The 25795-nt window shown below is 36.1% G+C and carries 24 protein-coding genes; 18 read left to right on the top strand and 6 right to left on the bottom strand.

The features are described from left to right. The first annotated feature begins 55 nt into the window (after positions 1-55). From HOY35_RS03955 to purB, 10 genes are all read left to right on the top strand, one after another. The gene (locus HOY35_RS03955; protein WP_172210644.1) at positions 56-1489 is read left to right on the top strand and encodes a 6-phospho-beta-glucosidase; all 1434 of its coding nucleotides are present in this window, start codon (positions 56-58) and stop codon (positions 1487-1489) included. A 31-nt stretch (positions 1490-1520) separates the two neighbouring features. Then, complete coding sequence (locus HOY35_RS03950; RefSeq protein ID WP_172211011.1) at positions 1521-1838, top strand: PTS cellobiose transporter subunit IIB; 318 nt, start codon at positions 1521-1523, stop codon at positions 1836-1838. A gap of 42 nt (positions 1839-1880) precedes the next feature. Beyond that, positions 1881-3887 (top strand): BglG family transcription antiterminator, encoded by a 2007-nt coding sequence (locus HOY35_RS03945; RefSeq protein ID WP_172210645.1) that lies wholly within the window; start codon positions 1881-1883, stop codon positions 3885-3887. A 22-nt stretch (positions 3888-3909) separates the two neighbouring features. After that, on the top strand, positions 3910-4224 hold the full coding sequence (locus HOY35_RS03940) for a PTS cellobiose transporter subunit IIA (RefSeq protein ID WP_172210646.1): 315 nt from the start codon (positions 3910-3912) through the stop codon (positions 4222-4224). 38 nt (positions 4225-4262) lie between these two features. Continuing rightward, positions 4263-4781: a hypothetical protein gene (locus HOY35_RS03935; RefSeq protein WP_172210647.1), complete on the top strand. Its 519-nt coding sequence runs from the start codon at positions 4263-4265 to the stop codon at positions 4779-4781. 73 nt (positions 4782-4854) lie between these two features. Then, positions 4855-6192, top strand: coding sequence for a PTS cellobiose transporter subunit IIC (gene celB / locus HOY35_RS03930; protein ID WP_172211013.1), 1338 nt, complete (start codon positions 4855-4857; stop codon positions 6190-6192). A gap of 184 nt (positions 6193-6376) precedes the next feature. Then, positions 6377-7099 (top strand): orotidine-5'-phosphate decarboxylase, encoded by a 723-nt coding sequence (gene pyrF, locus HOY35_RS03925; RefSeq protein WP_172210648.1) that lies wholly within the window; start codon positions 6377-6379, stop codon positions 7097-7099. Positions 7100-7242: 143 nt separating this feature from the next. Beyond that, on the top strand, positions 7243-7722 hold the full coding sequence (purE, locus tag HOY35_RS03920; protein ID WP_172210649.1) for a 5-(carboxyamino)imidazole ribonucleotide mutase: 480 nt from the start codon (positions 7243-7245) through the stop codon (positions 7720-7722). Beyond that, on the top strand, positions 7706-8833 hold the full coding sequence (gene purK, locus HOY35_RS03915) for a 5-(carboxyamino)imidazole ribonucleotide synthase (RefSeq protein ID WP_172210650.1): 1128 nt from the start codon (positions 7706-7708) through the stop codon (positions 8831-8833). The genes purE and purK overlap by 17 nt, the downstream gene beginning before the upstream one ends. Before the next feature lie 103 nt (positions 8834-8936). Next, entirely contained in the window at positions 8937-10241 is a 1305-nt protein-coding gene (gene purB / locus HOY35_RS03910) for an adenylosuccinate lyase (RefSeq protein WP_172210651.1), read from the top strand. Positions 10242-11190: 949 nt separating this feature from the next. Here purB and HOY35_RS03905 read toward each other — a convergent pair. Next, a complete protein-coding gene (locus tag HOY35_RS03905; protein ID WP_172210652.1) occupies positions 11191-11457 on the bottom strand; it encodes a YiaA/YiaB family inner membrane protein in 267 nt (88 codons plus the stop codon). A 5-nt stretch (positions 11458-11462) separates the two neighbouring features. Beyond that, on the bottom strand, positions 11463-11753 hold the full coding sequence (locus tag HOY35_RS03900; RefSeq protein ID WP_172210653.1) for a WXG100 family type VII secretion target: 291 nt from the start codon (positions 11751-11753) through the stop codon (positions 11463-11465). Positions 11754-12567: 814 nt separating this feature from the next. Between HOY35_RS03900 and HOY35_RS03895 the strand changes: the two genes are divergently transcribed. Continuing rightward, on the top strand, positions 12568-13155 hold the full coding sequence (locus HOY35_RS03895) for a DJ-1/PfpI family protein (protein ID WP_172210654.1): 588 nt from the start codon (positions 12568-12570) through the stop codon (positions 13153-13155). 249 nt (positions 13156-13404) lie between these two features. On the opposite strand, the gene HOY35_RS03890 is transcribed toward HOY35_RS03895, so the two are convergent. Genes HOY35_RS03890 through HOY35_RS03880 form a run of 3 tightly spaced genes read right to left on the bottom strand, consistent with a single transcriptional unit; the run spans position 13405 to position 16404 of the window. Further along, positions 13405-14196 carry a YgcG family protein gene (locus HOY35_RS03890; RefSeq protein WP_172210655.1) on the bottom strand — a complete coding sequence of 264 codons (792 nt, stop codon included), beginning with the start codon at positions 14194-14196 and terminating at the stop codon, positions 13405-13407. Next, a complete protein-coding gene (locus HOY35_RS03885) occupies positions 14193-15257 on the bottom strand; it encodes a TFIIB-type zinc ribbon-containing protein (protein WP_172210656.1) in 1065 nt (354 codons plus the stop codon). Before HOY35_RS03885 ends, HOY35_RS03890 begins: the two co-directional genes overlap by 4 nt. Before the next feature lie 4 nt (positions 15258-15261). After that, positions 15262-16404 (bottom strand): SPFH domain-containing protein, encoded by a 1143-nt coding sequence (locus HOY35_RS03880; RefSeq protein WP_172210657.1) that lies wholly within the window; start codon positions 16402-16404, stop codon positions 15262-15264. Between the two features lie 204 nt (positions 16405-16608). On the opposite strand from HOY35_RS03880, the gene dnaX reads away from it, so the two are divergent. The 7 genes from dnaX to HOY35_RS03845 all read left to right on the top strand — a co-directional run bounded on the left by dnaX (position 16609) and on the right by HOY35_RS03845 (position 24750). Next, a complete protein-coding gene (gene dnaX, locus HOY35_RS03875) occupies positions 16609-18333 on the top strand; it encodes a DNA polymerase III subunit gamma/tau (RefSeq protein WP_172210658.1) in 1725 nt (574 codons plus the stop codon). Between the two features lies 1 nt (position 18334). Beyond that, a complete protein-coding gene (locus HOY35_RS03870) occupies positions 18335-18901 on the top strand; it encodes a thermonuclease family protein (RefSeq protein WP_172210659.1) in 567 nt (188 codons plus the stop codon). A gap of 11 nt (positions 18902-18912) precedes the next feature. Continuing rightward, a complete protein-coding gene (locus HOY35_RS03865; RefSeq protein ID WP_172210660.1) occupies positions 18913-19080 on the top strand; it encodes a hypothetical protein in 168 nt (55 codons plus the stop codon). Positions 19081-19853: 773 nt separating this feature from the next. After that, positions 19854-20912 carry a glycosyl hydrolase family 8 gene (locus HOY35_RS03860; RefSeq protein ID WP_172210661.1) on the top strand — a complete coding sequence of 353 codons (1059 nt, stop codon included), beginning with the start codon at positions 19854-19856 and terminating at the stop codon, positions 20910-20912. Beyond that, complete coding sequence (locus tag HOY35_RS03855) at positions 20912-22912, top strand: glycosyltransferase family 2 protein (RefSeq protein ID WP_172210662.1); 2001 nt, start codon at positions 20912-20914, stop codon at positions 22910-22912. The genes HOY35_RS03860 and HOY35_RS03855 overlap by 1 nt, the downstream gene beginning before the upstream one ends. A 31-nt stretch (positions 22913-22943) precedes the next feature. Then, entirely contained in the window at positions 22944-23993 is a 1050-nt protein-coding gene (locus HOY35_RS03850; RefSeq protein WP_172210663.1) for a diguanylate cyclase, read from the top strand. 28 nt (positions 23994-24021) lie between these two features. Continuing rightward, positions 24022-24750, top strand: a complete 729-nt coding sequence (locus HOY35_RS03845) for an EAL domain-containing protein (protein WP_172210664.1) — start codon at positions 24022-24024, stop codon at positions 24748-24750. A 258-nt stretch (positions 24751-25008) separates the two neighbouring features. On the opposite strand, the gene gatD is transcribed toward HOY35_RS03845, so the two are convergent. After that, the gene (gene gatD / locus HOY35_RS03840; protein ID WP_172210665.1) at positions 25009-25794 is read right to left on the bottom strand and encodes a lipid II isoglutaminyl synthase subunit GatD; all 786 of its coding nucleotides are present in this window, start codon (positions 25792-25794) and stop codon (positions 25009-25011) included. Position 25795: the final 1 nt, after the last annotated feature.

Genomic DNA, 25795 nt, shown 5'->3' with positions numbered 1-25795 from the left:
CGTTTTATAATTGAATTGTAATACAAATAGATTTTAGCTAGGGAGTGATTAGCAAATGAAAAAAAGGTTAGCTAAAGATTTTTTATGGGGAGGTGCCGTAGCCGCTCATCAGCTAGAGGGCGCGTGGAATGTTGACGGTAAAGGAATGAGTGTGGCCGATGTCATGACTGTCGGAGGTGTGAATCAGCCAAGAGAAATTACTAAGGGTATTGTGGCAGAAAAAAATTATCCTAATCATGAGGCAATTGATTTTTATCATCAGTATAAAACGGATATCGCCTTATTTGCTGAAATGGGCTTTAAATGCTTTCGGACCTCTATTGCTTGGAGTAGGATTTTTCCAAATGGTGATGATGAAGCACCCAATGAGGCAGGCTTAAAGTTTTATGATGATTTGTTTGATGAGTGCTTAAAATATGGAATTGAGCCAATCATTACTTTATCACATTTTGAAATGCCCTATGCCTTAGTTGAAAACTATGGTGGCTTTAGAAATCGCCAAACAATTGATTTCTTTGTTAGATTTGCAGAAGTATGCTTCAAAAGATATCGTGATAAGGTCAAATATTGGATGACCTTCAATGAAATTAATAATCAAGCGAATTTTAACGAGGATTTTGCGCCATTTACCAATTCAGGAATTGTCTATAAAGCTGGTGAAAATAGGGAAGCAATTATGTATCAGGCTGCTCATTATGAACTCGTAGCTTCAGCAAGAGCTGTTAAAATTGGGCATCAAATTAAGCCCGATTTTGAAATCGGCTGCATGATTGCCATGTGTCCGATTTATCCAGCGACTTGTCATCCAAAGGATATCTTAATGGCACAGCGGGCAATGGCTAGCCGCTATTACTTCGCAGATGTGCACGTTCATGGTAGTTATCCCAAATGGCTAATTAACTACTGGGAAAGAAAGGGTTATCGCTTAGATATTACCAGTGCTGACTTAGAAGAGCTTAAAGCAGGCACTGTTGATTATATTGGCTTTAGCTATTATATGTCCTTTGCAATTGCTCATCAAGCAGGGCAGCCAGACTTTGAATATGATGAGAGCAAGTCACTGATCCGTAATGAATTTGTTGAAGCATCTGATTGGGGGTGGCAGATTGATCCTGAAGGCTTGCGCTACGCTTTGAACTGGTTTACGGATATGTATCATTTACCCCTGTTTATTGTTGAAAACGGCTTTGGTGCCTATGATCAGGTCGAGCTAGATGGTTCAATTAATGATGACTATCGAATTGATTATTTAAAAGCTCATATTGCGGAAATGAAAAAGGCTGTCCTAGAGGATGGTGTTGATTTGATAGGCTACACACCTTGGGGCTGTATCGACTTAGTTTCTGCAGGTACTGGGGAGATGGATAAGCGCTATGGCTTTATTTACGTGGACAAAAATAATGATGGTGAAGGTACACTGGCTCGTCGAAAGAAAAAGTCTTTTGCTTGGTATCAAAGGGTGATTGCAACAAATGGTGACTCGTTATAATATTCAGAATTTTAAGAAGGGTAGTGATGAAATGAAAAAAGCATTAATTATTTGTGCCGCTGGTATGTCATCTTCGGTAATGGCCAAAAAGACAACCGAGTATTTGCAAACAAAAGGAGAGTCAATTGAAATAGATGCGGTGTCTGCGACTGAAGGCAATAAAATGATTGCCAATAGTGATTTTGATTTATTTTTAATCAGTCCCCAGACAAAGATGTATTTTAAGCAATTTGAAGCAGAAGGACAAAAGGTTGGTAAACCAGTTATTGAAATTCCTTTTCAGGCTTATATTCCAATCCCGATGGGTATCGAAAAAATGGGTGATTTGGTTTTAAAAAATATTAAATAAGCTTGTAGCTAATCATGAAGCAACTAAAAAAGGGGTGATTTTGTGCTTAAGGATAAAGAAATTGAACTTATTCAATTACTCTATCAGTCTAGAAATTCACATATTACATCAAAAATACTGGCGGAAAAATTGAAAATTTCTGATCGAACTGTCCGGACTTATATGAAAAACATTGAGGCCCTAATTGAAGTCAATGGTGCCAAAATTAAGTCTAAGCAAGGCTTCGGTTATTGTCTAGAAATAATTCAGCCGTTAGAATTTGAAGCCTTTTTGAAGAAAAATAAACCACAACACATTTTAACCAAAGAGGAAAGAGCGATTGCTCAAACTGTGAATCCGCAAAATTACCTTTTAAATCAATTGATTCTGAATAACGCCAATTTAAGATTTGACGATCTAATAGATTTATTATTTGTTAGTCGTTCCACCTTATCAAAGGAATTTTCTAAAATCAAAGAGCTGTTAGAGCCATATCACTTAACATTGCATTGGAAAGCAAAATCAGGCGTTTTTGTCGTTGGTAGCGAACGTGATAAGCGGCATTTTATCATGTCATATTTTTTCAATCAAAATTATATGACTCTATTAGAAAGTCATATCGGCAACCAATCCTTTTTCAAGGAAATTCAGCTAGAACAAATCACAATGATTGTGATTGAAGAATGCCGTTTTGAAGGCTTGAAGGTTTATGATTTCATCATTCAGAACCTAGTCTTGCATCTTGCTTTAAGTATCAAAAGATTTCAAAACGAATTTACGATTAAGACAAATGAAATAATTAGTTTAGATGAAAACAGTAAAGAATATCAGGTTGCGAAACGAATTGTTAATCGAGTTGAGCAATTACAAAATATTGAATTTCCAAAGGAAGAGGTTTATTTTTTAGCACTGCACTTATTTTCTAAGCTTAATCGTCAGGAGAGTGAGATTAGTGATAGTGACTCGATGCAAGAGCATCAGCTGGAAAATGAATTAAAGGCAACACTCTTGGCAATTGAGCAAAAGCAGCATTATCCAATTTCAAATGATAATCAGCTCCTTGAAGCACTATTAACACATATTTATACTCTAAAACTAAGAATTATAAATGATATTAAAATGATTAATCCGCTGCTGGATAAGATAAAAAATGATTTCGATTATGAATTTATGATTACCAAGCAATATTTTAGTCAGCTCGATTTTTTTTCAACTTATGAAATTTCAGAAGATGAGTGGGCATATTTAACCTTGCATTTAATGGCAGCTATTGAGCGCAATAAGATTGCGACAAAGATAAAGGTAATAGTCATCTGTGCAACTGGTTTTGGGAGCGCACAGCTTTTACAAACGCGTTTAACTAAGGAATTCAAAGAGAGAATCGAGATCATTGGTATTTATGGTTATTTCGAGCTAAGTCTGGAGGTTGTTCAATCGGCTGATGCGATTATTACGGCAATTGATTTATCACAGCTTGTTTTTGCAGTTCCGGTGATTCATGTGAGCGTCTTCTTTGATGAAAGTGATATTTCAAAGGTCAGATTAGCGCTGGATCGACTAGAACCACAAAAAAAATCAAAAATTTATAATCATCAATCGAAAATGTTAGTTGAAAAAACACAATTATTTCACCAGGTTTTCTCAGAGGCAGCTTTTTTAGTGGTGGACGAACCCACTACTCGAGACATTGTTATTAAGCAATTACTTTTACTTTTAGAGCAGGCTGAGTCCAAGGATTATCTTGAGCAAATGCTGACACAGATTCATACAAGAGAACAATTAGGAACAGTAGCCTTTAGCTCGCAAATTGCAGTACCTCATCCAGTAGTACCACAGGGGCGGTTTCCCAAAATCGCAGTCGCCATCGTTCCAAAGGGAGTCCGTTGGGATGAAAAATTTCCTAAGATTCAATTAATTTTTTTATTATCACCCTCACAGTTTGATAATAGCTATTTTACTATTTTTACTAAGGCGGTTGTTGAGTTACTTGATATGGCTGAAGTTAGAGAAAAGATGATTCACGTAAAAAGCTTTTCTGAATTTCAAGATATATTTATGAAATTAATCTAAGAGAAAGGAACAATTGACATTTATGAATGAAAATATACAGGTTGTTGCTTTTGAATTAATCCTTCATAGTGGCAATGCAAGAACATTAATTCATGAAGCATTTGCAAATATGGAGTGCGGCGAATTCGATGAAGCTGACACAAAATTAGAGGCCGCAAATGATGAATTATTACTTGCACATCAGGGGCAAACAAAATTACTACAGGATTATGCTTCTGGCCAAGAAATAGTTATGGAAATAATTATGGTACACGCACAGGATCATCTTATGACAACAATGACATTGAAGGAAATTGCATTACGGATGAAAATCCTTTATCAAAGAACGAATACTTGATTAGTTAATAGCGTCAGTTTGCAAGAAAGGAAATGATGATGAAAGGTACAGGAACTAAATCAATTAATCAAAGAAAATATGAAAATGATCGCCAAAAAATGAGCTTACGAAGTATGTATTTTAATCGTTTTTTATTAATTCGTTATACTAGCGCATTATTTATTTTTATTAATTTATATGGCTGTATATTACTTGGATTAAGTGGTTCAGCTGGTATTGTGATACCGGCAATTTTATTAATTCTCGGTTTTATTGTTATGTGGGAGCAGATGAAATTATTTAGTACACCTAAAAATACGGCAAGCAAAACAAAGTATTTTTATCGCATTCAGCTTGTTGGCTGCATTCTGGTGCTAGCTAGCATTTTTACCCCATTTTATTCAGTTTTTTTTACCTTTCTCAAGGCTAGCATTCAAATAAAAATAGCTGTTGCCTTTTTTACGGTTATCCTTGCCCTCATTTCAGCTGGCGTACTTTATAGGCTAAAAAAAATAGAGAATTTAGAAGATCGTCAATATCAACGCATTATTGCATATCAAAAGGCAATCAAATCATAAAATTTTTATTAATTAACTTTCTGGTAAGTAGTCTTTAAAATTTAAAATTATAAGGAGGCAATAAATGGATAAAATTTTTGGTGTTTTGGAAAAATATTTGATGGGACCCATGGGGAAGATTTCATCCTTCAAATTTGTACGAGCAATTATGGGTGCCGGTGTCGCAAGTATTCCGTTTACAATTGTCGGTTCAATGTTCTTGGTTTTTAATATTTTACCATTAACCTTCACAGGTTTAGAGGATTTTTTTAATAATACTTTTTTTAATTTCAGCGATCTTTATATGATTGCAAATAAGTGCACAATGGGTATTTTATCGCTTTACTTTTCAATTGTAATTGGTTATGAATACACTAAGACTTTTGAAGAGGAAGGCGTAAATGTTAATCCGTTGAATGGCGCTTTACTGTCAGTCGCCGCATTCTTTATGTGTATTCCAGAATTAGTTTTTGAGAAGGGAAAATTTGTATTAGTACAAAGCATTACTGATTCTGAATCAGTAATTGGAGGCTGGCGTGTTGGTGGCTCAAGCTTAGATCGTTTGGGCACCTCTGGTATTTTCACAGCGATTATCATGGGTGCAATTGCTGTAAATCTCTATGTATTGTGTGTTAAGAAAAACCTAGTTATCAAAATGCCAGAGGCAGTTCCACCAGGTGTTTCACGAGCCTTTACTGCCTTAGTTCCAGCCTTTGTCATTACCTTCTCTGTTTTAATCATCAATGGTATCTTGGTAGCACTTGGAACTGATGTCTTTAAAATGGTTGCTATCCCCTTTGGCTTTGTTACAAATATGACCAATACTTGGCTAGGAATCGTTGTGATTGAATTCTTGATTCATGCACTGTGGGTGGTTGGGATTCATGGCGCGAATATCATTGGTGCCTTTATTACACCAATTATCTTAACCAATATGGAGCAAAATATTTCTAATGGGGCTCGAATTCCCTTTGCAGGTGAGTTTAATAATTCGTTTGTCATCATGGGTGGTAGCGGTGCAACTTTAGGCTTATGTATTTTTATTCTGATATTAGCAAAAAGTGAACAATTAAAGGTTCTCGGTAAAGCATCGATCGTTCCGGGGTTATTTAATATTAATGAGCCACTTATTTTTGGGCTACCAATTGTTTATAATCCGTATTTAGCTGTGCCGTTTTTCTTAGCACCAATTAGCTGTGCCTCTGTTGCCTATTTTGCAATTAAGGTTGGCTTAGTTAATCCAATTATTGCGCAAGTGCCCTGGCCTTCGCCAATTGGTCTAGGTGCATTTATTGGAACCGCAGGTGACTGGCGAGCAATTATTCTAGCTGTCCTAATGGGGATTTTAGCTTTCGTTATTTATTTCCCGTTTATAAAAATGTATGATACTAAATTGGTAAAAGAAGAACAAGCCAATTTAGCTGCAGAATAATTAAAATTTATTTTTTCATAATGAGGATAGCCTATACATATAGCCTATCCTTTTTGCACTGAGCTTAATCATTAATTTAGTCATAATAGTCATTATTCTCGTAGCATTTTTTGTTATAATAAAAATGAAATTAAATGGATTGCGCAGCAAATAAAACTTATAAGAAATTAAGGAGTTAAGAATAATGACAGAAAAACGTCCAATTATCGCTTTAGATTTTGCAACTCAAGATGAGGCTGCTCAGTTTTTAGCAGGCTTTCCGAAAAACGAGGCATTGTTTGTTAAAATTGGGATGGAGCTTTTTTATCAAACGGGTCCTGCGATTGTGACTTGGCTAAAAGGCTTAGGTCACGACGTCTTTTTGGACTTAAAATTACACGATATCCCAAATACCGTTGGTCAAGCAATGAAGGGAATTGCCAAGCTCGGTGTTTCGATTACTAATGTTCATGCTGCTGGAGGTGTTGAAATGATGCAGGCGGCAAAGGCTGGTTTAAAGGCTGGTACAATAGCTGGTCAAGCGATTCCTAAGCTAATAGCAGTTACCCAATTAACCTCAACTAGTGAAGTGGCAATGCGTCGCGACCAATTAATCGAAGTGCCGTTAATTGAAAGCGTGAAGCACTATGCTACCAGAACAGCTGAAGCGGGCCTTGATGGTGTTGTTTGTTCTGCGTTAGAAGTGGCAGCGATTAAATCAGTCACGCCATCCGGCTTTTTTTGCTTAACACCGGGTATTCGACCTCAATCGGCAGCGATTGGAGATCAAAAGAGAGTCGTAACGCCTTCACAGGCTAGGAGGATTGGTTCAGATTATATTGTGGTAGGTCGTCCAATTACCCAAGCGGAAAATCCCTATCAAAGCTATTTAGAAATTCAGGCAGAATTGCAATCAATAAATGATTAAAGCCGAACTTTGTACATACAATAACTAAAAATATTCGTTATCAAGTACGCACCGCTTGATTTTCTGCTAAAATATTACTGTTAGTGGTTTTAAGCTGGTAAAAGGCTTTAACCATGAATAATGGATTTTAAAGGAGCTCTTACATGATAAGCATTGTAATGGGAAGTATTAGTGATTGGTCAACAATGAAGCACGCCTGTGAGGTGCTCGATGAGTTGGAAATCGCCTACGAAAAGCAGGTCGTATCTGCACACCGAACACCGGATTTGATGTTTGATTTTGCCAAAAATGCGCGTGACAATGGGATTAAGGTAATCATTGCTGGTGCAGGTGGTGCGGCGCATTTACCGGGAATGATTGCTGCGCAAACAACATTGCCAGTAATTGGTGTGCCAATTGAATCAAAGGCATTAAAGGGAATGGATTCCTTGCTATCGATTGTGCAGATGCCTGGTGGTATTCCAGTCGCTACGACAGCGATTGGCAAAGCGGGTGCAATTAATGCGGGCTTACTTGCTGCACAAATTTTGTCAATCGAAAATACAGCAATTGAAGCAAGCTTGACTAAGAGAAGAAAGAAAATGGCAAAAGAAGTGATAGAAAGTAGTGAGAAACTTGTTTAAATTAAAACCGGGCAGCACCATTGGCATAGTAGGTGGTGGTCAATTAGGTAGAATGATGGCAATTAGTGCACGCTACAAAGGGTATCGTGTTGGCGTTTTAGATCCAGTTATTGACTGTCCAACCTCACAGGTAGCTGATTTTCAAATTATCGGTGCCTATGATGATAAGGAAAAATTAAGGGAGCTTGCTGCCAATTCCGATGTTGTGACTTATGAGTTTGAGAATGTAGATGTTGATGCAATTAATCATATTATTGAATTGGTACCAGTGCCACAGGGTGTTGATTTATTAGCGATTTCTCAGGATCGACTATTAGAAAAGGAATTCCTTGAATCACAAGGCATTGTCATTGCACCTTATGCAACCATTATTCATCCAAGCGATGTTGCGAGTTCAGTTGCTAGCTTAGGCCTTCCTGCAGTTCTAAAAACAACACGAGGTGGCTATGATGGTAAGGGTCAGCACGTGATTTATTCTCAATCAGATATTGCGCCTGCCTTGGAGCTTCTCCGTTCAAGCACCTGTGTGCTTGAAGCAATGATTGCCTTTGAAAAAGAAATTTCAATCATTATTTCCGGCAATGGCAATGGTGATTATACTGTCTTTCCAGTTTCAGAAAATATTCATCGAAATAATATTTTATTTGAAACAATTGTGCCAGCAAGGGTTGATGACGAGGTCGCAGCAGAAGCTAAACGAATCGCTAGACAAATTGCCGAAGGCCTTAATCTTGCTGGTACACTTTGTGTTGAAATGTTCCTCACTCAAGAGGGTGCAATTTATGTAAATGAAATTGCCCCAAGACCTCATAATTCTGGTCATTATTCAATTGAGGCTTGTTCGCAAAGTCAATTTGACACGCATATTAAGGGGATTTGCGGCTTAGAGCTAGGTGATGTTCATTTATTATCACCAGCCCTGATGGTCAATATTCTAGGTGATGAATATTATCAAACGATTGATTTAATTGATGACAAGCCGAATTGGAGCTTTCATTACTATGGTAAGTCTGAGGCTAAAAAGGGTAGAAAAATGGGGCATCTCACCATTTTAACTAAAAATATTTCGGATACGCTAGAAGAAGTTTATCAGACAAAAATTTGGGAATAAGGTATAAGAACTTAGTGATAAATAATTAAATGCTACTTATATAATGTTATTAATAATATTAATATCAATTATTTTATTAATTATAAAATGGAGGAATTTTAAAGTGATCGATCGTTATACTCGCCCAGAAATGGGAAATATCTGGACAGAAGAAAATAAGTATCGTGCCTGGCTAGAGGTTGAAATCTTGGCAGATGAAGCGTGGGCAGAGCTTGGAGAAATTCCAAAGTCAGATGTGGTAAAAATTCGTGAAAATGCTGACTTTGATGTTGCTCGCATTTTAGAGATTGAAAAGGAAACTCGTCATGATGTCGTGGCCTTTACACGTGCTGTTTCTGAAACGTTAGGTGAAGAAAGAAAATGGGTTCACTTTGGTTTAACCTCAACAGACGTAGTCGACACTGCCTATGGCTATCTCCTCAAGCAAGCGAATGATATTTTACGTGAAGATTTGGTGAAATTCACAGAGATTATTGGTGAAAAGGCAAAGGCACATAAATATACAATTATGATGGGAAGAACCCATGGTGTGCACGCAGAGCCTACCACCTTTGGTTTAAAATTAGCCCATTGGTATTCTGAAATGAAGCGCAATATTGAACGCTTTGAGCATGCAGCAAAAGGAGTTGAGGCTGGTAAAATTTCTGGTGCAGTAGGTACTTTTGCTAATATCCCTCCCTTTGTTGAGGCTTATGTTTGCGACAAGCTCGGCATCCGTGCTCAAGAAATATCAACGCAGGTTTTACCAAGAGATTTACATGCTGAATATGTCTCGTCAATGGCTTTGATTGCTACTTCAATTGAAAGAATGGCGACCGAAATTCGTGGCCTACAAAAATCCGAGCAACGCGAAGTTGAAGAATTCTTCGCCAAGGGTCAAAAGGGCTCATCAGCAATGCCTCACAAGCGTAATCCAATTGGCTCAGAAAACATGACTGGCTTGGCAAGAGTGATTCGAGGTCATGTTGTTACAGCCTTTGAGGATGTTGCACTTTGGCATGAGCGTGATATCTCGCATTCTTCTGCTGAACGGATTATCTTACCTGATACAACCATTTTATTAGATTATATGCTTAATCGTTTTTCAAATATTGTTAAAAATTTAACAGTTTTTCCAGAAAACATGAAGCGAAATATGAATGCAACCTTTGGCTTGATTTATTCTCAGCATGTTATGCTAAGCTTAATTGAAAAGGGCATGACTAGAGAAGCTGCTTATGATCTTGTTCAACCAAAAACAGCAGAAAGCTGGGACAATCAGGTTGATTTCAGACCATTACTTGAAGCAGATGAACGTGTAACCAATCAGTTATCTGAAGCTGATTTAGACGCAGCATTTGATCCAACCTATCATTTGAAACGGGTAGATGAAATCTTTGAGCGTGTTGGCTTGAGCGAAGGTAAATAAAGAGCTGGAAATGTGCTAAGCATTATTATGCTGATAATTTTAAAGCGGCGACACTAAATATTTAGAAACTTTCGACCATCAAAATAATATGAGTTTAGTGAGTAGCAATCTTGGCTACTCACTTTTTTTATTATTCAGTTTCACTTTATTATCCTACGAAATTTTAATTGCTTGCGTAAAGCTCGGCTTTTTTTGTTTTAATCAAAATCAATCGTTTTTTAGCTAGTAACAAAAGAAATTAAAAATATCAAAGATAATAGTAGCTTTTATTATATTTCCCTTATCTTAAAAGGATGCTGTGATAATCTTATTATAAATTATTAAAAATGTTATTTATTAAATCAATTAATAGATTTATGGGATTATTAATGTTTAAGGTTGCTGTTGATCATTATATCGACTTATTGACATACCAGCTAATTATGAAGCGCAATATTTTAGGGCAGGAGGTAGTGAAAAATGATGGGACAAATGCTGTTTAACAACGTAGAAAAAGGGGCAAGTTGTTGACTCGTCAAAAAATCATAAACCAAGGTGCTTACTCCCCCTGATTAAGACTGCATAAATAGACAAGTCCTGCGTTTAATCAATCAGATGCTTTCTGTCTGACCGAATGACGTATCTATTTGAGCAGTACTGAGTGAGGAAGACTGCCAAACAAGCTAATTTCACGTATATTTATTCAGGTATATTTCTACAACAACAAGATATTAAATCAATTTCTCTCAGAGAAATGCGGACAAGCAAGACGTACTTGCATCGTTACTTTGCTAGTTGATTTAGCCAATTAACGCTAAACGGTAATTTCAACTTTTTAGATAATGTTTGGAAATTCGTCTATTTTCCTATGGTATTGAAGCTGTCGCATTGTCTCCCGTAAATTCCGAACATGCAAAAAGGATTGGAACCATTGTCCCAACCCCTTATATTATTTTGAATTATGATTTTTTTATTCTTTATTATCGATATCTTGAGCTCTGAACATTTGATTATAGCGTTCTTCATCTTCTTGATTATCTCGAATAACTTTAGACAAAGTAAAGGAAGAGGAGATAAGCCCAACAGAGCCCATCAAATAATAGCCTTTAACCATCAGGGGTTCTTTCAAGGTATATAAACCAATTAAAATAAGAATACAAAAAAATAAAAATGCACCCCAAGCCATCATGACAAATGCTGGTGTATTTCGATAGGCCTTTTTCTTAATATTATTCATATTGATTAAAACCCAAAGCTTTGTGCATCTTGTGCATCACGTTCCGCTACAGTATCCGCATATTTGTTGAGCTGTTGGTTAATATTTTCAAGTAGCTCTTCGAATTTCTGAACATCTTTATAAAGCTCATTATACTGCTCAAGATAGGCTTGAAAAGCTTGACCTTTCCATTCTTCTGCAATTGTTGAATTCATGCTGTTAACAGTTTGAATAGCCTGTTCGATTTGTTCCTTAGAGCTAATATAAACCTGCGCTTGTTGTTTCAGCTCTTCTGGTGTAACGCTAATTTGTGACATAAATGCCTCCTAATAAGTTGATAAATATATAATAACATATTAATTTATTATTTTAAACTTATTTATACTAAAACAGCGTAATTATCATGATATCACCCGGTATTTTTGGGAATGCATGAGACACTGGTAATCACTTCGATAAACCCAGTGAAAGTAATAATTAAAGGGGTAGCTGAAGTATTTTATTGCTATACTCTAGTAACAGAAGGTTGTTAGATATAACAGAACAAAGAAACCCGATTGTTTAAATGATAGTAGAACGACGGTGATGGTTCTTAAAGACTTGCGTAGACTAATAACTTTATCAAGGCTTGATCATCGCTTTTTACTGCTGGTGTAAAATTAGGAGTGCTAAGCATTTTTTATTTTCCAGTATATCCTTTATTTCATTATTGTTTGTTGGGCGATCGCTTCTTTTCGATTTATGTCCGTTGTCATTTTAACTAAATCATATAATACGCGCTAGTGCCCTTATTATTAGGCATAGAGCTGTTGTTTTCAACGCTTAATTGTCTTATATTGTGCTAATATGAGCAAATTATTGAGCAGCTCTATCTTGATATAAAAAAGAGTAAGAAAATTTTTAAAAAAATATAAAATATTTTTTTAAGGCTTAATCAATTATTCAATAGGCAATAGATAAGTTCTCAGCTTTTGTGTTTTTACTAGAAATATAGTAACATTCTAAATAGCTATAAGACCTAGCCTAATAGGTTTAAAAGATGCTATTTAATAATTAACCTATTTAAAACTATACATCTCTTTTTGCTGAAAATTGACGATTATTTATTGAATTTTGATGGGGGCTGTTGTAATGAAGAAATGTAAAGTATTGTTATTTAATGATTTTGAGACTTTAGATGTCTTTGGTCCTGTCGAAGTGCTTGCATATATTAAAGATATTGATGTTGAGCTTAGTTCAATAACAGGTGGCTTGATTAAGGCCTATCAAGGCTATGAGGTAAAGACGACCAAGCTGGATAATTCGCCCTTTGATATTTTATTAGTACCTGGTGGGCAAGGGACAAGGCAATTGGTAGATGATTCAGCATTTCTAGCTATGCTCGATAAACAAATTGAATTAAGTGAATTCGTGCTTAGTGTTTGTACAGGTGCTGCTCTATTAGCTAAAACAAATTGGCTGGACAATAAAGCGGCCACAACCAATAAACAGGCTTTTAAATGGGTTTCAGCCCTGAATTCAACGGTATTGTGGCGTCGTAGGGCACGATGGGTGGTTGACAGTCCGATTTATACCTCCTCTGGTGTTTCGGCTGGGATTGATATGACCTTAGGCTTTATTGCAGAGCAGTACGGTTACAATATAGCCAAAGAGATTGCCAATTCAATTGAATATATATGGAATGAAGATGCTGAGCAGGATTTTTTTGCAGTAAAATAAGCTAATAATCTAAAAAAGGGGTTGAGACAAAAGTCCTAACCCCTATTGTATTGTTCGTAATTTGCGGGGGACAATGCGACAACGACTAAGCAGAAAATCTGCTAAGGCACATTGCCACTAGCTTTCCCGCTCGGGCGAAGTACGCCCGAGTAAATAAACGCGAAATTAGCTTGTTTTACGATTTTTCACGAGGCAATTTAGCATATTTTCTACGTCGTTAAACGTCTTTTGTCCCACCTCCTTTTAATTTTAGAAGCTTCGACCGCCACCGCCAAAGCTACCACCGCCAGTGCTATGTGTCCCACCGCCAAAGCCGCCACCATTGTTTGAAGGTGGCTTTGGAATAACACGAGTGGTCACAAACGAGCGGATGAGCTGATCGTTATTTTCAATTAGCTTAATATGGCTATTCTCTTGATAATCATAATGATAGTTACCAAGCTTAAGCTGGTATTTCAAGCGTGTAGTTATAAAAAATGCACCACTGGCAATTAGGCCAATTAGGGCGGCGATAGTGGCTTCTGTTAAGCTAATCGCTTTTTGAATGACCAATTTACCATTTGCTGAAATGTGATAGCTTTTACCGGGAATTCCTTCCTTGCGGTATTTGGAAACCCTCTCAGTAAATAATGTGACTGCGGCATCATACTGACTCGCCTTTAGGTCTTCTTGAATTTCATCTAGTGTAGTATTTAAACGGCTTTGAGTCCAAAAATCAATCATTAAACCACTTGTAGAAATGTGCATATTCCGAATATTCATATTGATTACCAAAACAATACCATTATTATTATAACCAACCTTGCTTGCTAAGTAATTATCCGAGTATGTTTGGTTATCATCGGTGGCATCATAAGTTGTTAAAATATAAATGCCTGAATGTAATAGCTCGGCTTCAGTAGTCATTTTTTCAAGTAGCTCAGCTTCAACGGAGTCATCGATTAAGCTGGCATCATCCTGTATGCCAACCTCGGCTGCAGAAGCCTTTGCAGCGAAGGTCAAGGAGAGTAGCAGTCCGATTAAAAAAAATATTTTTTTCATATTAAATACCCCACAATCAAACCAATCGCTAAGATTAAGGAAAATAATAGCAATGTATGGCAGACTAACTTGAAGTAGTTAACAGGAAGAATGCCAGAAATTTTCCCCGTTTGACCATTGATAGCAAAATAGAAAACTTTTTTATTATGATGATAAGTTAAAACCCATAATGGTAGCAAAAGGTAGCTTGGACTGATTTGATCATTAAAGTCAAGCTGTCCGTTGGATATACTTTGATAATCAGCATTGACTTGAGCTTGAATCAAATCCTGACCATAGCCCGCTAGCTCAGCTTTAACCTTTTCAGAGATGGTGTTGTATTCAATATCTCTTTTTTCAGCCTGAAAGCCAGCCAGATATGGCGTTTTAAAATCAACCAGTGCCTTAAAATCAAAGGGCTCAACATTTTCAAACATTTTTTGCTGCATATTTTTAGTCAAACCTGATTTAAGCAAGTGATAAAATTTTAAATAATTTTTTCGATGAACTGCGTATTCTTTAGTTTCCGTATATTCAACATCGCCGACCCGCCAAATTCTGATTTGTCTAGCATTTGCTGAAAAGTCACTATCTCCTTCAGATTGTACATACCAAAAGGGAAAATAAACGCCGCTTAGCTTTTCAATTTGTTCTTGATTGTAAAAGTTCTTATCAACGTAATGCTTACGCTTAATCCAATTTGTGAAGGCTGCTCTAGCCTCCTTTTGATCCATTTGAAATGGAATTAGCTTTTCTGGCGCAAATTCACCTGAAAGACGATCAACTAAAACAACTGGATTGTGGCAGTAGTAGCAAAAGGTTGCCGCGGTTGTAGCATCGGTATATATTTCAGCGCCACAGCTGCTGCAGCGATATAAGTCAACCTGTTGGGTCGAATCTATTTTAACAGTATCCGCTACATCAGCGTCTTCAACGATTTCAGGATTTGCTTTTGCAAAGCTAGTGATTTCAGCCTCAGTGAAAATACTCAAGCAATATGGACAGTGAAATTTTTGATCGTTTGGGCTGAAGGTTAAAAAACCGCCACAATTGGGGCACCGATGTGTTTTGGCATCAGTCATCTAATCACCCCAATGGTTTTGCAACAAAGGGCTGACCACAATTGGCACAAAATTTAGGAATACCTGCTGCCAAATTAACAATTGCACCACAATTGGCGCAAGCCATCTCAATTTTTTGCTGCTCAGCTGGTTCCGCCTTTGCTGACTGTTCGTTTGGCTTATTATTTTGTGCATTGTTTTGGAAAAAGGCACCTGAGCCAGCATTCATCCCCATTCCCATACCAAAGAATGCGTTGCCTGCGCCAGCAGCATTGCTACCAGCATCCTTTAGACCTTCAGCAATCGAGCCTTGGACGAAGCCTTCTCGAATTGAGGGATCGCCAAGCATAGCGCCTTTATTGCGCATATTGATTAATTCCTGTGAGTCTTGTGTATAAGAGATACTTTCGACTGCGACTGAAACAACTTCAATGCCTCGTAAGCTCTTCCAAGATTCATCAAGCGTCGTTGACATAAACTGAGATAATTCAGTTGATTTAGATGGTAAATAGGAAATGCGCATGCCCTGTGTAGATAGCTGATTAATCGAAGCTGTTAATGCCATGATGAATTCTGATAAAAATTGAGCATTGATGTCATCGATGGTAACACGATTTAAATTTCTTGGTACAGCATTAGCATAAAATAGAATTGGATCAGAAATTTTAATAGAGTAGTTACCAAAGGCGCGCACAAATAATTCAGCATTGTAAAAATTATCAAAATATTGTAAAGGACTCGGGGTGCCAAATTTAATCCCTTTGACTTCTGCAAGATTGATAAAAAAGACCTGTTGCTTTTGAGGTGTAACGCCACCAAATTTAAAGCGTTTAAATGCTTCGTCAATTGAGCCCTTTAAATTGCCAGCAAACATACTTGGTGCACTATCATTTTTGACGGTATAGTAGCCTTCCTCAGCTGAGTAATCAATAACCTTACCACCATCGACTAAAAGCATCATTGTGTTGACTGGAACATGAATTACAGAACCATCAGTTAAGAAATCAGCTGTCCCTTTTTTATTACTGCCCCGTTTATCGTCCCTGCGAACTGCAATACCATTAGTTAATAAGGTATCTTGTCCTAAATCATTAGGCTCGATGACCTCTAACCAGCTATCTGCTAAAGCGCCCCCAACCATGCCTGTTGCTGCCTTAATAATTCCCATGAATAGACCTCCCTAAGTTATTTTAGATACACTCTTCATTTTACACGATTAATTGAAATATAAGTAGTTATACAGAGTAAAAATCTTGAATGCTTAAATTTACTTTTAGAAAACGTTTTTTTAATTTTGCTCTAAAAAAAGTGACACTTTGATATGTTATAATGATATCTAAGTGAATATGAATTTAGAAATTTAGAGGTGGCTATGAGTTATCAGGCATTGTATCGAAAATATCGTTCTCAAACCTTTTCAGAGATGGTTGGGCAGGAAAATATCTCAAATGCTTTAAAAAATGAAATAAAGACGGGAAAAATTTCTCATGCTTATCTTTTTTCAGGTCCAAGAGGGACAGGGAAGACGAGTGCAGCCAAAATATTTGCGAAAGCTGTTAATTGTCCGAATCAGCAGGATGGCGAACCCTGTAATCAATGTGAAGTTTGCCAGCAAATTACCGATGGGATTTATGATGATGTCTTAGAAATAGATGCGGCTAGTAATAATGGTGTTGATGAAATCCGTGAGTTAAGGGATAAGGTCAATTACGCGCCAACACAAGGGCAATATAAGGTATATATTATTGATGAGGTGCATATGCTTTCTACCGGCGCCTTTAATGCTCTGCTTAAAACCCTAGAGGAGCCACCGGCAAATGTTGTGTTTATTTTAGCAACCACTGAATTACATAAGGTGCCTGCGACAATCCTGTCACGCGTTGAACGATTCCAATTTAATAGTATTCAGGTTGAACAAATTCAACAGCATTTAAGCCGAATTTTAGATGAAAATCAAGTTCGATATGAGGATGATGCCATTGTAGCTATAGCTAAGGCAGCTTTAGGTGGAATGCGTGATGCGCTTTCCTTACTTGATCAGGCCTTATCGTTAGATGATAAGCAATTAACAACCGACAATGCTTTAATTGTCAGTGGTTTGCTTTCTGAGCAATTTAAGGATGATTATGTTTCAGCCATTATCAATCATGATGCAAGCTCTGCGATTGAAAGCTTAAACCAGTTATATGATGAAGGTGTCCAGATCAATCGAATTGTGGATGAATTGCTGGCTTATCTTAGAGACCTGCTCTTATTTCAAAAGACAAAGCATTTACAAGTCGTACCGACAGAAAAATTTCAAATAAATAGTAAGGCAAGCACTGAATTAATTATTAAATTGATTAATCAAGCCAATCAAGCACTGGAAAATCTTCGTTTTTCGACTCAGCCGAAGTTAATTGCTGAGGTTTTAACAATTGAATTAGCCAATCAACAGCCATCGGTGCAGGCAAATGATGAGTCCCTTGAAGGTCATGCATTAATCCAAAATTTAAAAGAAGAAATTGATTCACTTCGTCGAGAGGTGAACCAATTAAAGCATAATCAAAGCCAAAATGCTGAAAAGCCTGCTGCCAGTCCAAAGCAATCAATCAAAAAACCGTTAGCTAAAGTAACCGTCTCTAAAGATGAAATTGTTGCAGTTTTAAAGGCTGCTGAAAAGCAAAAGCTTTTAGATGTCCTCCGTGTTTGGGATGAATTTTTAGCTCATTTATCGCCTGTTCAACGAGCGTTATTGAACGCTAGTCAGCCTGTGGCGGCGAGTCAACATGGCGTCGTGCTTGATTTTTCAGAAGAAATTTTGGCAAAAAAAGCGATGGAAAACGAACAATTACCTGATGAATTTGAAAACCTACTTAGTAATTTAGTTGGATTTTCACCTAAAATGATTGGGATTGGACATGATAATTGGTTACCTATTCGTGATCAATATAGAGCTCAATTCAGAGCAAACCAGAAGGTGCAAAATGATTCAGAGCAAGATGATGCAGTAAATGACAGGTTAAAAAAAGAGGCTAGTGCGCACCAAGCGTTTGTTGATGAGGCAAAAAATCTTTTTGGCGATATCGTGACTGATGTAGATGAGGTAAAATCATAAAATGAGATTTAGCTATCAGAGTATTATCAAAAAATTACTGAGGAATGCCGTAGAGAAGCTACTACCAGCAAGTGATGTTGGAAAGGATTTATTTGAAGGCTTTCAGCCCTTTGAAAGGATCAGGGTTAATCTGGTTCGAGTGGTTGATGGTGACACCTTAAAATTATCCTATAAAAATACTCAATTTCGAGTGCGTTTGCTGATTATTGATACACCAGAGTCAGTAGAGGCAAATCATCTTATAATGCCAATGGGTAAGGAAGTAGCCTATTATACAACGAAGCAGGCAGCTCAATCAAAAAAAATCGAGATTGCCTTCGATCTTGGACAGCGTAAGGACCGCTTCGATCGCTATTTAGTTTATCTATACATAGACGATAAGCTACTACAGGCTGATTTGCTTAAAAAGGGTTATGCGATTGTTCGTTATGTTGCTGAAGGAAATGATTCAAAGGTGGATGATTTTTTAAGCCTTCAACAAGGTGCACAGGCTAAAAAAAGGGGTGTTTGGCAAATTCCTGGCTATGTATACCGTCAAAATAAAAAAGAGTATAACTTTAAAAAATAATAGGAGATTCCATGGAAAAATCAATTTTTGGCATTTTTACACTGATTATGTTAATTGCCTGTTTAATTTTTGGCACCAAATCACTAAGACAGAAAAAATATGCTTTAGCAATTGTCTTTTATTTGAATGCGATTTCAAATTTAGTCAATTGTATCCATGCATTTAGCGGGATTATTTAAATATTTAATCAAATAGGCTGTAACAAAAGACGCTTAACGGCGTAAAAAAGGTGCTTATTCACTCTGACTGGATGGTGTTTCTATTTGAACAGTTTTAAGCTAGAAGGTCTGTTAGACAAGGTGCTTTCTAGCTATGATTAAAACTGTGAAAAATAGCCGAGTCATTCGTTTATACAGTCAGATGCTTTCTGTCTGACCGGATGAGAACAGTTTTAAGATAGAAGGTCTGTTAGGCAAGGTGCTTTCTAGCTATGATTAAAACTGTGAAAAATAGCTGAGTCATTCGTTTATACAGTCAGACGTTTTCTGTCTGACCGGATGACGTCTCTATTTGAACAGTTTTAAGATAGAAAGTCTGTTAGACAAGCTAACTTCATGTTTATTTAATCGGGCGTATTTCGCCCGAGCGGGAAATGTAATTGTTTGAGATGCTTAGCTAATCTAGCTTAATCGACTTAAAATGTTCGATACAGGACAAGAAAAAATAATTTGCGATAAAAGATATCGCTATAATTATTTTTAACTTGGACTCACATTTCAGAACAGCCATTTACGCTTTTTAGGCAATTTAGCCTGTAAATTATGAATATTATGAAAGGGTTGGGATTTTTTGTCCCGCTCCCTTTTTATTTTGAGCCGTTGCCTTAAAATAGCATTTTTTTATAATTTTATAGTAAACATTATTTTTAATATATAATAAATAGAGTATAATGAGTTAAAATATGAGAAGCTATATTAATAAGTTGCTATTTAAATATTAAGTAGGAGGTATATTGTCTTCTGATAACCAAGAGATTTTATCTAAACTCAAAGTGAGCGTGCAAAAATGGCGTCAGACATATCTAACAAAAACATTAAATGGTGTTTTTGTGAACAGTGCTGAGCTAGGTCCTGCGATTTGTGTTTCCGAAGGACAGGGCTATGGAATGCTGATTACTGTAAAGGCTGCACTATCTGACTGGTGTTACCAGTCAGATTTTGATTTGCTAGTAGCCTATTATTTAAAGCATCGAATTAGCCCTGCAAATCCATTAATGTCTTGGCGACAAGCACAATCGGAATTTGGCATGGTGACTGAAATAAGTAATCAGACCAATGCAACTGATGGAGATATGGATATTGCCTATGCCCTTTTTTTAGCTGCTGAGCTATGGGGCGATAACGGAAGATATAATTATTTTCAGCTTGCTTTAGAAATTTTGAACGCACTTTTGCAGCATTGCTTTCAGCATAAAAATAAGCTTTTAATGGTTGGCGCATGGGCAAAACAAGAAAAAAGCTATGATTGTTTAGTTCGAAGCTCAGATCTTAATCTGCATTATTTTGCATACTTTTATCAAAAAACGTTAAATGAGCACTGGTTAATGATTAAAGAAAAATCGGAATTTGTACTGGATTATGCTAGCCGTTTAACACTAACAGGGTTAATTTCTGATTTTTTGTGGGTAACTGCTGAAACAATTAAAGTTGCCAAGCCTAATTCATTAGAGGGTCCCCATGATAATGCTTACTATTGGAATGCTAATCGTTTACCATGGCGACTTTCGACTGCTGCTAACCTTGTGTCAGGGAAGGTTTGCTCTAAGATGTTGTCATTTTTTGAACAGCAGCCGATCATTTTGGCAGGTTATCAAATTTCAGGAATACCTCTTGTTACATATAGCTCGCCTGCTTTTTTTGCCCCTGTAGCTTTAGCTGCTTTACGTTGGTCTAATAATGATTTTTTTAAAAAAAGGACCTTTGAAAATGTTTTAAACACAAAAATTCAAGGAAAGTATTACGCTGATTCTATTAATTTGTTAGTATTATTGGAAATGTTGAAGGAGAGTTGATGATTACTCAAGGATTTATTTTTTTAGCGTTATTTATTGTATTATTATTTGTCATTTTTGGCTTATCCAAAAAAAATAATTTTTTTAGAAAAATTTTGATAGTTAGTTATATTATTTCAATGGCAGTCTATCTGATTTGGCGAATATTCTATACACTACCTGATATGAATGCAATTAGCTTTGTTCTTGGAATATTGCTTTTAATTGCTGAAATCGGTGGCTTCTTACTATCATTTGTTTTCTATTTTTTGTTTTTTAACGAGAATCAAAAGGAAAAGAAAAGCTTAGAGGATTTAAACAATCAATACCCAAGCATAGATGTCTATATTGCAACCTATAATGAAGATGAGCTCATTTTAAAAAGAGCAGTTCTGGCAGCTAAAAATATGCGTTATCCAAAATTGGAGCAATTGCAAATTTATATTTTGGATGACGGTAGTAGACCTACAATTGAAGCTTTGGCAAAGGATTTAGCTGTTAATTACATCAGTCGAGAAACGCATGAGCACGCTAAGGCAGGTAATCTTAATCATGCGCTAGCTTTGACAAAGGGCGAATTGATAGTAACCTTGGATGCGGATATGGTCCCGAGAGTAGATTTTTTAGAGAAGATGGTTGGTTATTTTGCTAATCCTAAAATGGGCTTTGTTCAAGCACCACAAACTTTTTTTAATGATGATCCTTATCAATTTAACTTTTATGCACGGGATTATTTAAGCAATGACCAAGATTTTTTTATGCGTCGTATTGAAGCTCAAAAGGATATTTACAATTCGGTTATGTATGTTGGCTCGAATGCAATTTTTAGTCGACAATGCCTAAAGGAGATTGGTGGCTTTTCGACAGGGGTTATCACAGAGGATATGGCAACCGGTATGCTAATTCAAGCTAAGGGCTTTGAAACACGTTTTGTTAATGAAAATCTTGCTAGTGGTTTAGCACCTGAAACCTTTGGCGATTTGATAAAACAACGTGACCGCTGGTCGCGTGGTAATATTCAAGTTGCTCGAAAATTTAACCCTTTAAAAATGAAGGGATTGAATATGATTCAAAAGCTCTTATATGCGGATGGCATTCATTATTGGTTTTCTGGTATTTATAAAATGATATTCCTACTTGCACCAATTTGGTTTATCTTACTAGGCTTTTATAGCTTAAATGCTGATTTCAATGGTATTATTTATTTTTGGTTACCGTCTTTTCTCGTATCTCAATTAGCTTTTAATCGCATTAGTCAGGGGAAGCAGGCGGTATTGGTCTCAAATGTTTACGAAACCGTGATGGCACCTTTCATGTCCTATGCAGTTATTGGTGAAGCAGTTTTTAGGACAAAGCATCAATTTGTCGTCACTAATAAAGGGAAAAATTCACATAAGGCTTTTTATAATTGGAAAATTGCTACCCCCATTTTAGTGCTTCTATGCTTATCATTAGCTGCTTTAATTAAGTGTATTTTAATATTAACTAACCATTTAACCTTTAATGGACCTGATCAAGCGATTTATATTAATTTCTTTTGGCTGTTATATAATCTAATCGCTTTAAGTCTTGCAGCACTCTTGCCGTTTGAGCGACCACGCTTTAGAAAAGCAGAACGCTTTTATTCTGATAAACCAGTTGAAATTTTTGATGAAGCAGCCGTTTCATTAGTTACAGGACAATTAATTGATTGGAATGAACTTGGCGCAAGAATAAAAATAAATGATAAGAATAAAGAGATTTTTAATAATGACCAAAAATTATTATTAAAAATAGATGGATACTTAATAAATAGTAAATTTATAAGAATTAGTGATTTATCTGAGTCGGCTTATAGTATTAGTATTATTTTTGAATCATTGTCCGAAAAAAACTATGCCTATATTGTTGAACAGACGTACGCTAAACCCTCTGATGAAATTCCATTAGAAGATAAAACAAATCGAATTTCATTAATTATTTATGCAATTTTAATACAAAATTGGCGAAGCTTTAAAAAGGTAATCCTTCGTCAATCATAATCCTTAAATTTTTAAAAGTTATGGAGGCAAAATGATTGTAAGTATTTTGGCTGATATGGCAGTTTTATTAATTGTTCTAATATTCTTTTTTCTAACCAGAGACGAAGCAGCAGTCAGCTCAATTGATCATTCACCTAAAAGAAGGTTAAATTATATTGTGATTGTTATAGTTGTTGGTTTATTATTATTACAATTCTCTGTTGTTGTTGACGGTGCACACTATGATTATCGATTTTTACTTTATGTTTTTTCGATAAAATACATTGGACCTCGGGTTACTCTGCCTAGTATTTTCATTATTAGCATTTTTCGTTTCCTGTGGAGTGTCAATCAAGCAGCAATTAACTCATTTATTTATGGTATGATTTTGATTGCCACGCTATTTTTTGTTTATCGATTCTTAGAAAAAAGAATTAATGATTTTGGTCAGCTCATTATACTTTCTCTTTATACGTTATTTGTCGGCGCCTTTATTAATTTAGTTGTTTATGGCAATTTTTTTAAGGATCATCAGATTTACCTTGTTTTAATCATTTCAAGCAGTGCCATGATTATTGCATTTTTATGGATTATTCACCAGATTCGGAGCATCAAGGAAAAATCTGAATTTGACTATTTGACAGGCTTAAAAAATAACCGAAGGTTTTATTTAGATCTTTCTAGATTAAAAAACGAATCGACCTACCACCTATCAATGATTGATATTGATTTTTTTAAATCAATCAATGATCAATTCGGTCATCTGACTGGTGACGAGGTATTGAAAGCAATTGCTAAAATTTTCATGTCCTATCGTTCGGATAAAGTGAGATTTTATCGGACTGGTGGGGAAGAATTTACTATGATTATTGAAAACTATAATGATGAACAGGCCAATGAATTGATGGCATCAGTTTTAACAAGCGTGGCAGCAATTGATTATGATTTAATTGATAAAAATGGTCAGCCAGTTGCGATTACGATTTCTATTGGTATCTCTAATTTAATTAACATTGAAGAGGCACGTTCAGCGATTCATAGAGCGGACCTAAATTTATATAAGGCCAAAGCAGCTGGCAGGAATCGCATTATATTTGATTGAAAAATATAATGACGAGAGGAGAATAGCTATGATTGAAATGAATTGTGTTAGCGAACAGCTTTATTTTGAATTTCAACCAATTGTCAAAGTGGGACAAAAGGGTGAATATCAATCTATTTATGCCAAGGAGGCCTTGTTACGCTCAAACGCTACAAAAAGCTTTCCAGCAAATTTTTTTAATGCTAGCACAGAATCTGAAAGGGAAACCCAACAATTATTTGATAAGTTTTATGAAATGGTTGTCAATTTTTTTGAAAATAATCAGAAAATAAGACTACATGTCAATATCGATCCTAAGCAGATTAAATTATCAATAACCGAGGCCAAATTACAAAAATGGCTACCTTTTGCTAAATCGGTAACAATCGAGCTAACTGAAGGTCAAATGACCGATGGCGTTCGGAATATTGAACAGCTTGCCTTAATTGAGACCTATCTTAATAAGATGCAAAACCTCGGGTTTCAAATTGCGCTTGACGATATTGGAACTGGGGAAAATAAAATGAACCTTGCTCAAGCATTAAAGGGCTATGCTGATTTAATTAAATTTACTTTATTACCCTATCACACTGGTCAATCCTATACTTGCTACGAAGAGTCGTTGCGAGAGTGGCAGCGCTTTTCTGAGACCAATCAGCTTCCCTTAATCATTGAAGGTATTGAGACGAAAGCACAAGCTGAATTTTTTGCAGCTCAAGGTATTCAACTACAGCAAGGATTTTATTGGGATGACTATATTAAGACTTTAAATGAATAGGCTCTATAATAAATTGGACTGATAAATATTTCGGTCCAATTTTTATTTATCTTAAAATGATAAAAAAACTGCGTGAATTTGGGTTTGTTTCTGGGAAATATGAGGTAATAGGCATGGGATTATATTTTGAATTATTTTTAAAACTGCAGCATTCCATGTAGTATGAGCAGCCTCAAAAGCAGTCATCTGACGACGGCTGCTTGATATCCATATTGATCATTTTTAGTAAAATTAGTCTGATTTGACATTGAACCTTTATTATTTTAGTTCAACCTTGCGTTTTTTATCATCAACAGCCCGCGAAACTTCTTCTGCCAGAATAGCTTCAAAAGTTGGCAGCTGTATAGCCGAGCCATATTTTTTAATTAAAGCAATTTTAATTAGTCGATAGGCTAGCTTTGCATTCCTAGACAAAATCGGCCCATGAAAGTAAGTGCCAAAGACATTTTTATAATGAACGCCCTCTGTACCGTCCTCGTTATTATTGCCTTGACCATACTTGATGATGCCTAGTGGTTTTTCGCCATCACCAAGAAAGGTTCGCCCCTGATGATTTTCAAATCCATAGTAGGTTTCATCAAACTCTTCATTATAAATTTCAATATCGCCAATAAAACGATTGTGATCTTGATTTAAAGTATAGTGTGGCATTGCATGGATGCCTTCAATTCTTCGACCGCTTGCCTCGATATAATATTCTCCAAGTAGCTGATACCCCCCACAAACTGCTAGAAGCGGTTTATCATCATTAATATAGGCTGTAATTTCCTTCTTAATATTTTGAATATCCTCGGATACAATAAATTGCTCATAATCCTGACCACCACCGAAAAAAGCTAAATCATAGTAGTCAGATTTAAAATGGTCTCCCAGCGAAACAATTTCAAAATTCATGCGAGCATTCATTTTTTCACCCACATATTTTAACATTAAAATATTACCGTTATCGCCATAAGTATTTAATAGGTTGCCGTAAAGATGGCAGACATTTAATTGATACTGAAAATTTTGATTCGCATCGCTTGCTAAGCTTTGAAAGACCATC

The sequence above is a fragment of the Enterococcus sp. MMGLQ5-1 genome (genome assembly GCF_013155265.1).
Classification (GTDB): Bacteria; Bacillota; Bacilli; order Lactobacillales; family Streptococcaceae; genus MMGLQ5-1.
The sequence above is the reverse complement of the archived record's forward strand: the minus strand, read 5'-3'. Positions and strand labels throughout refer to the sequence as shown.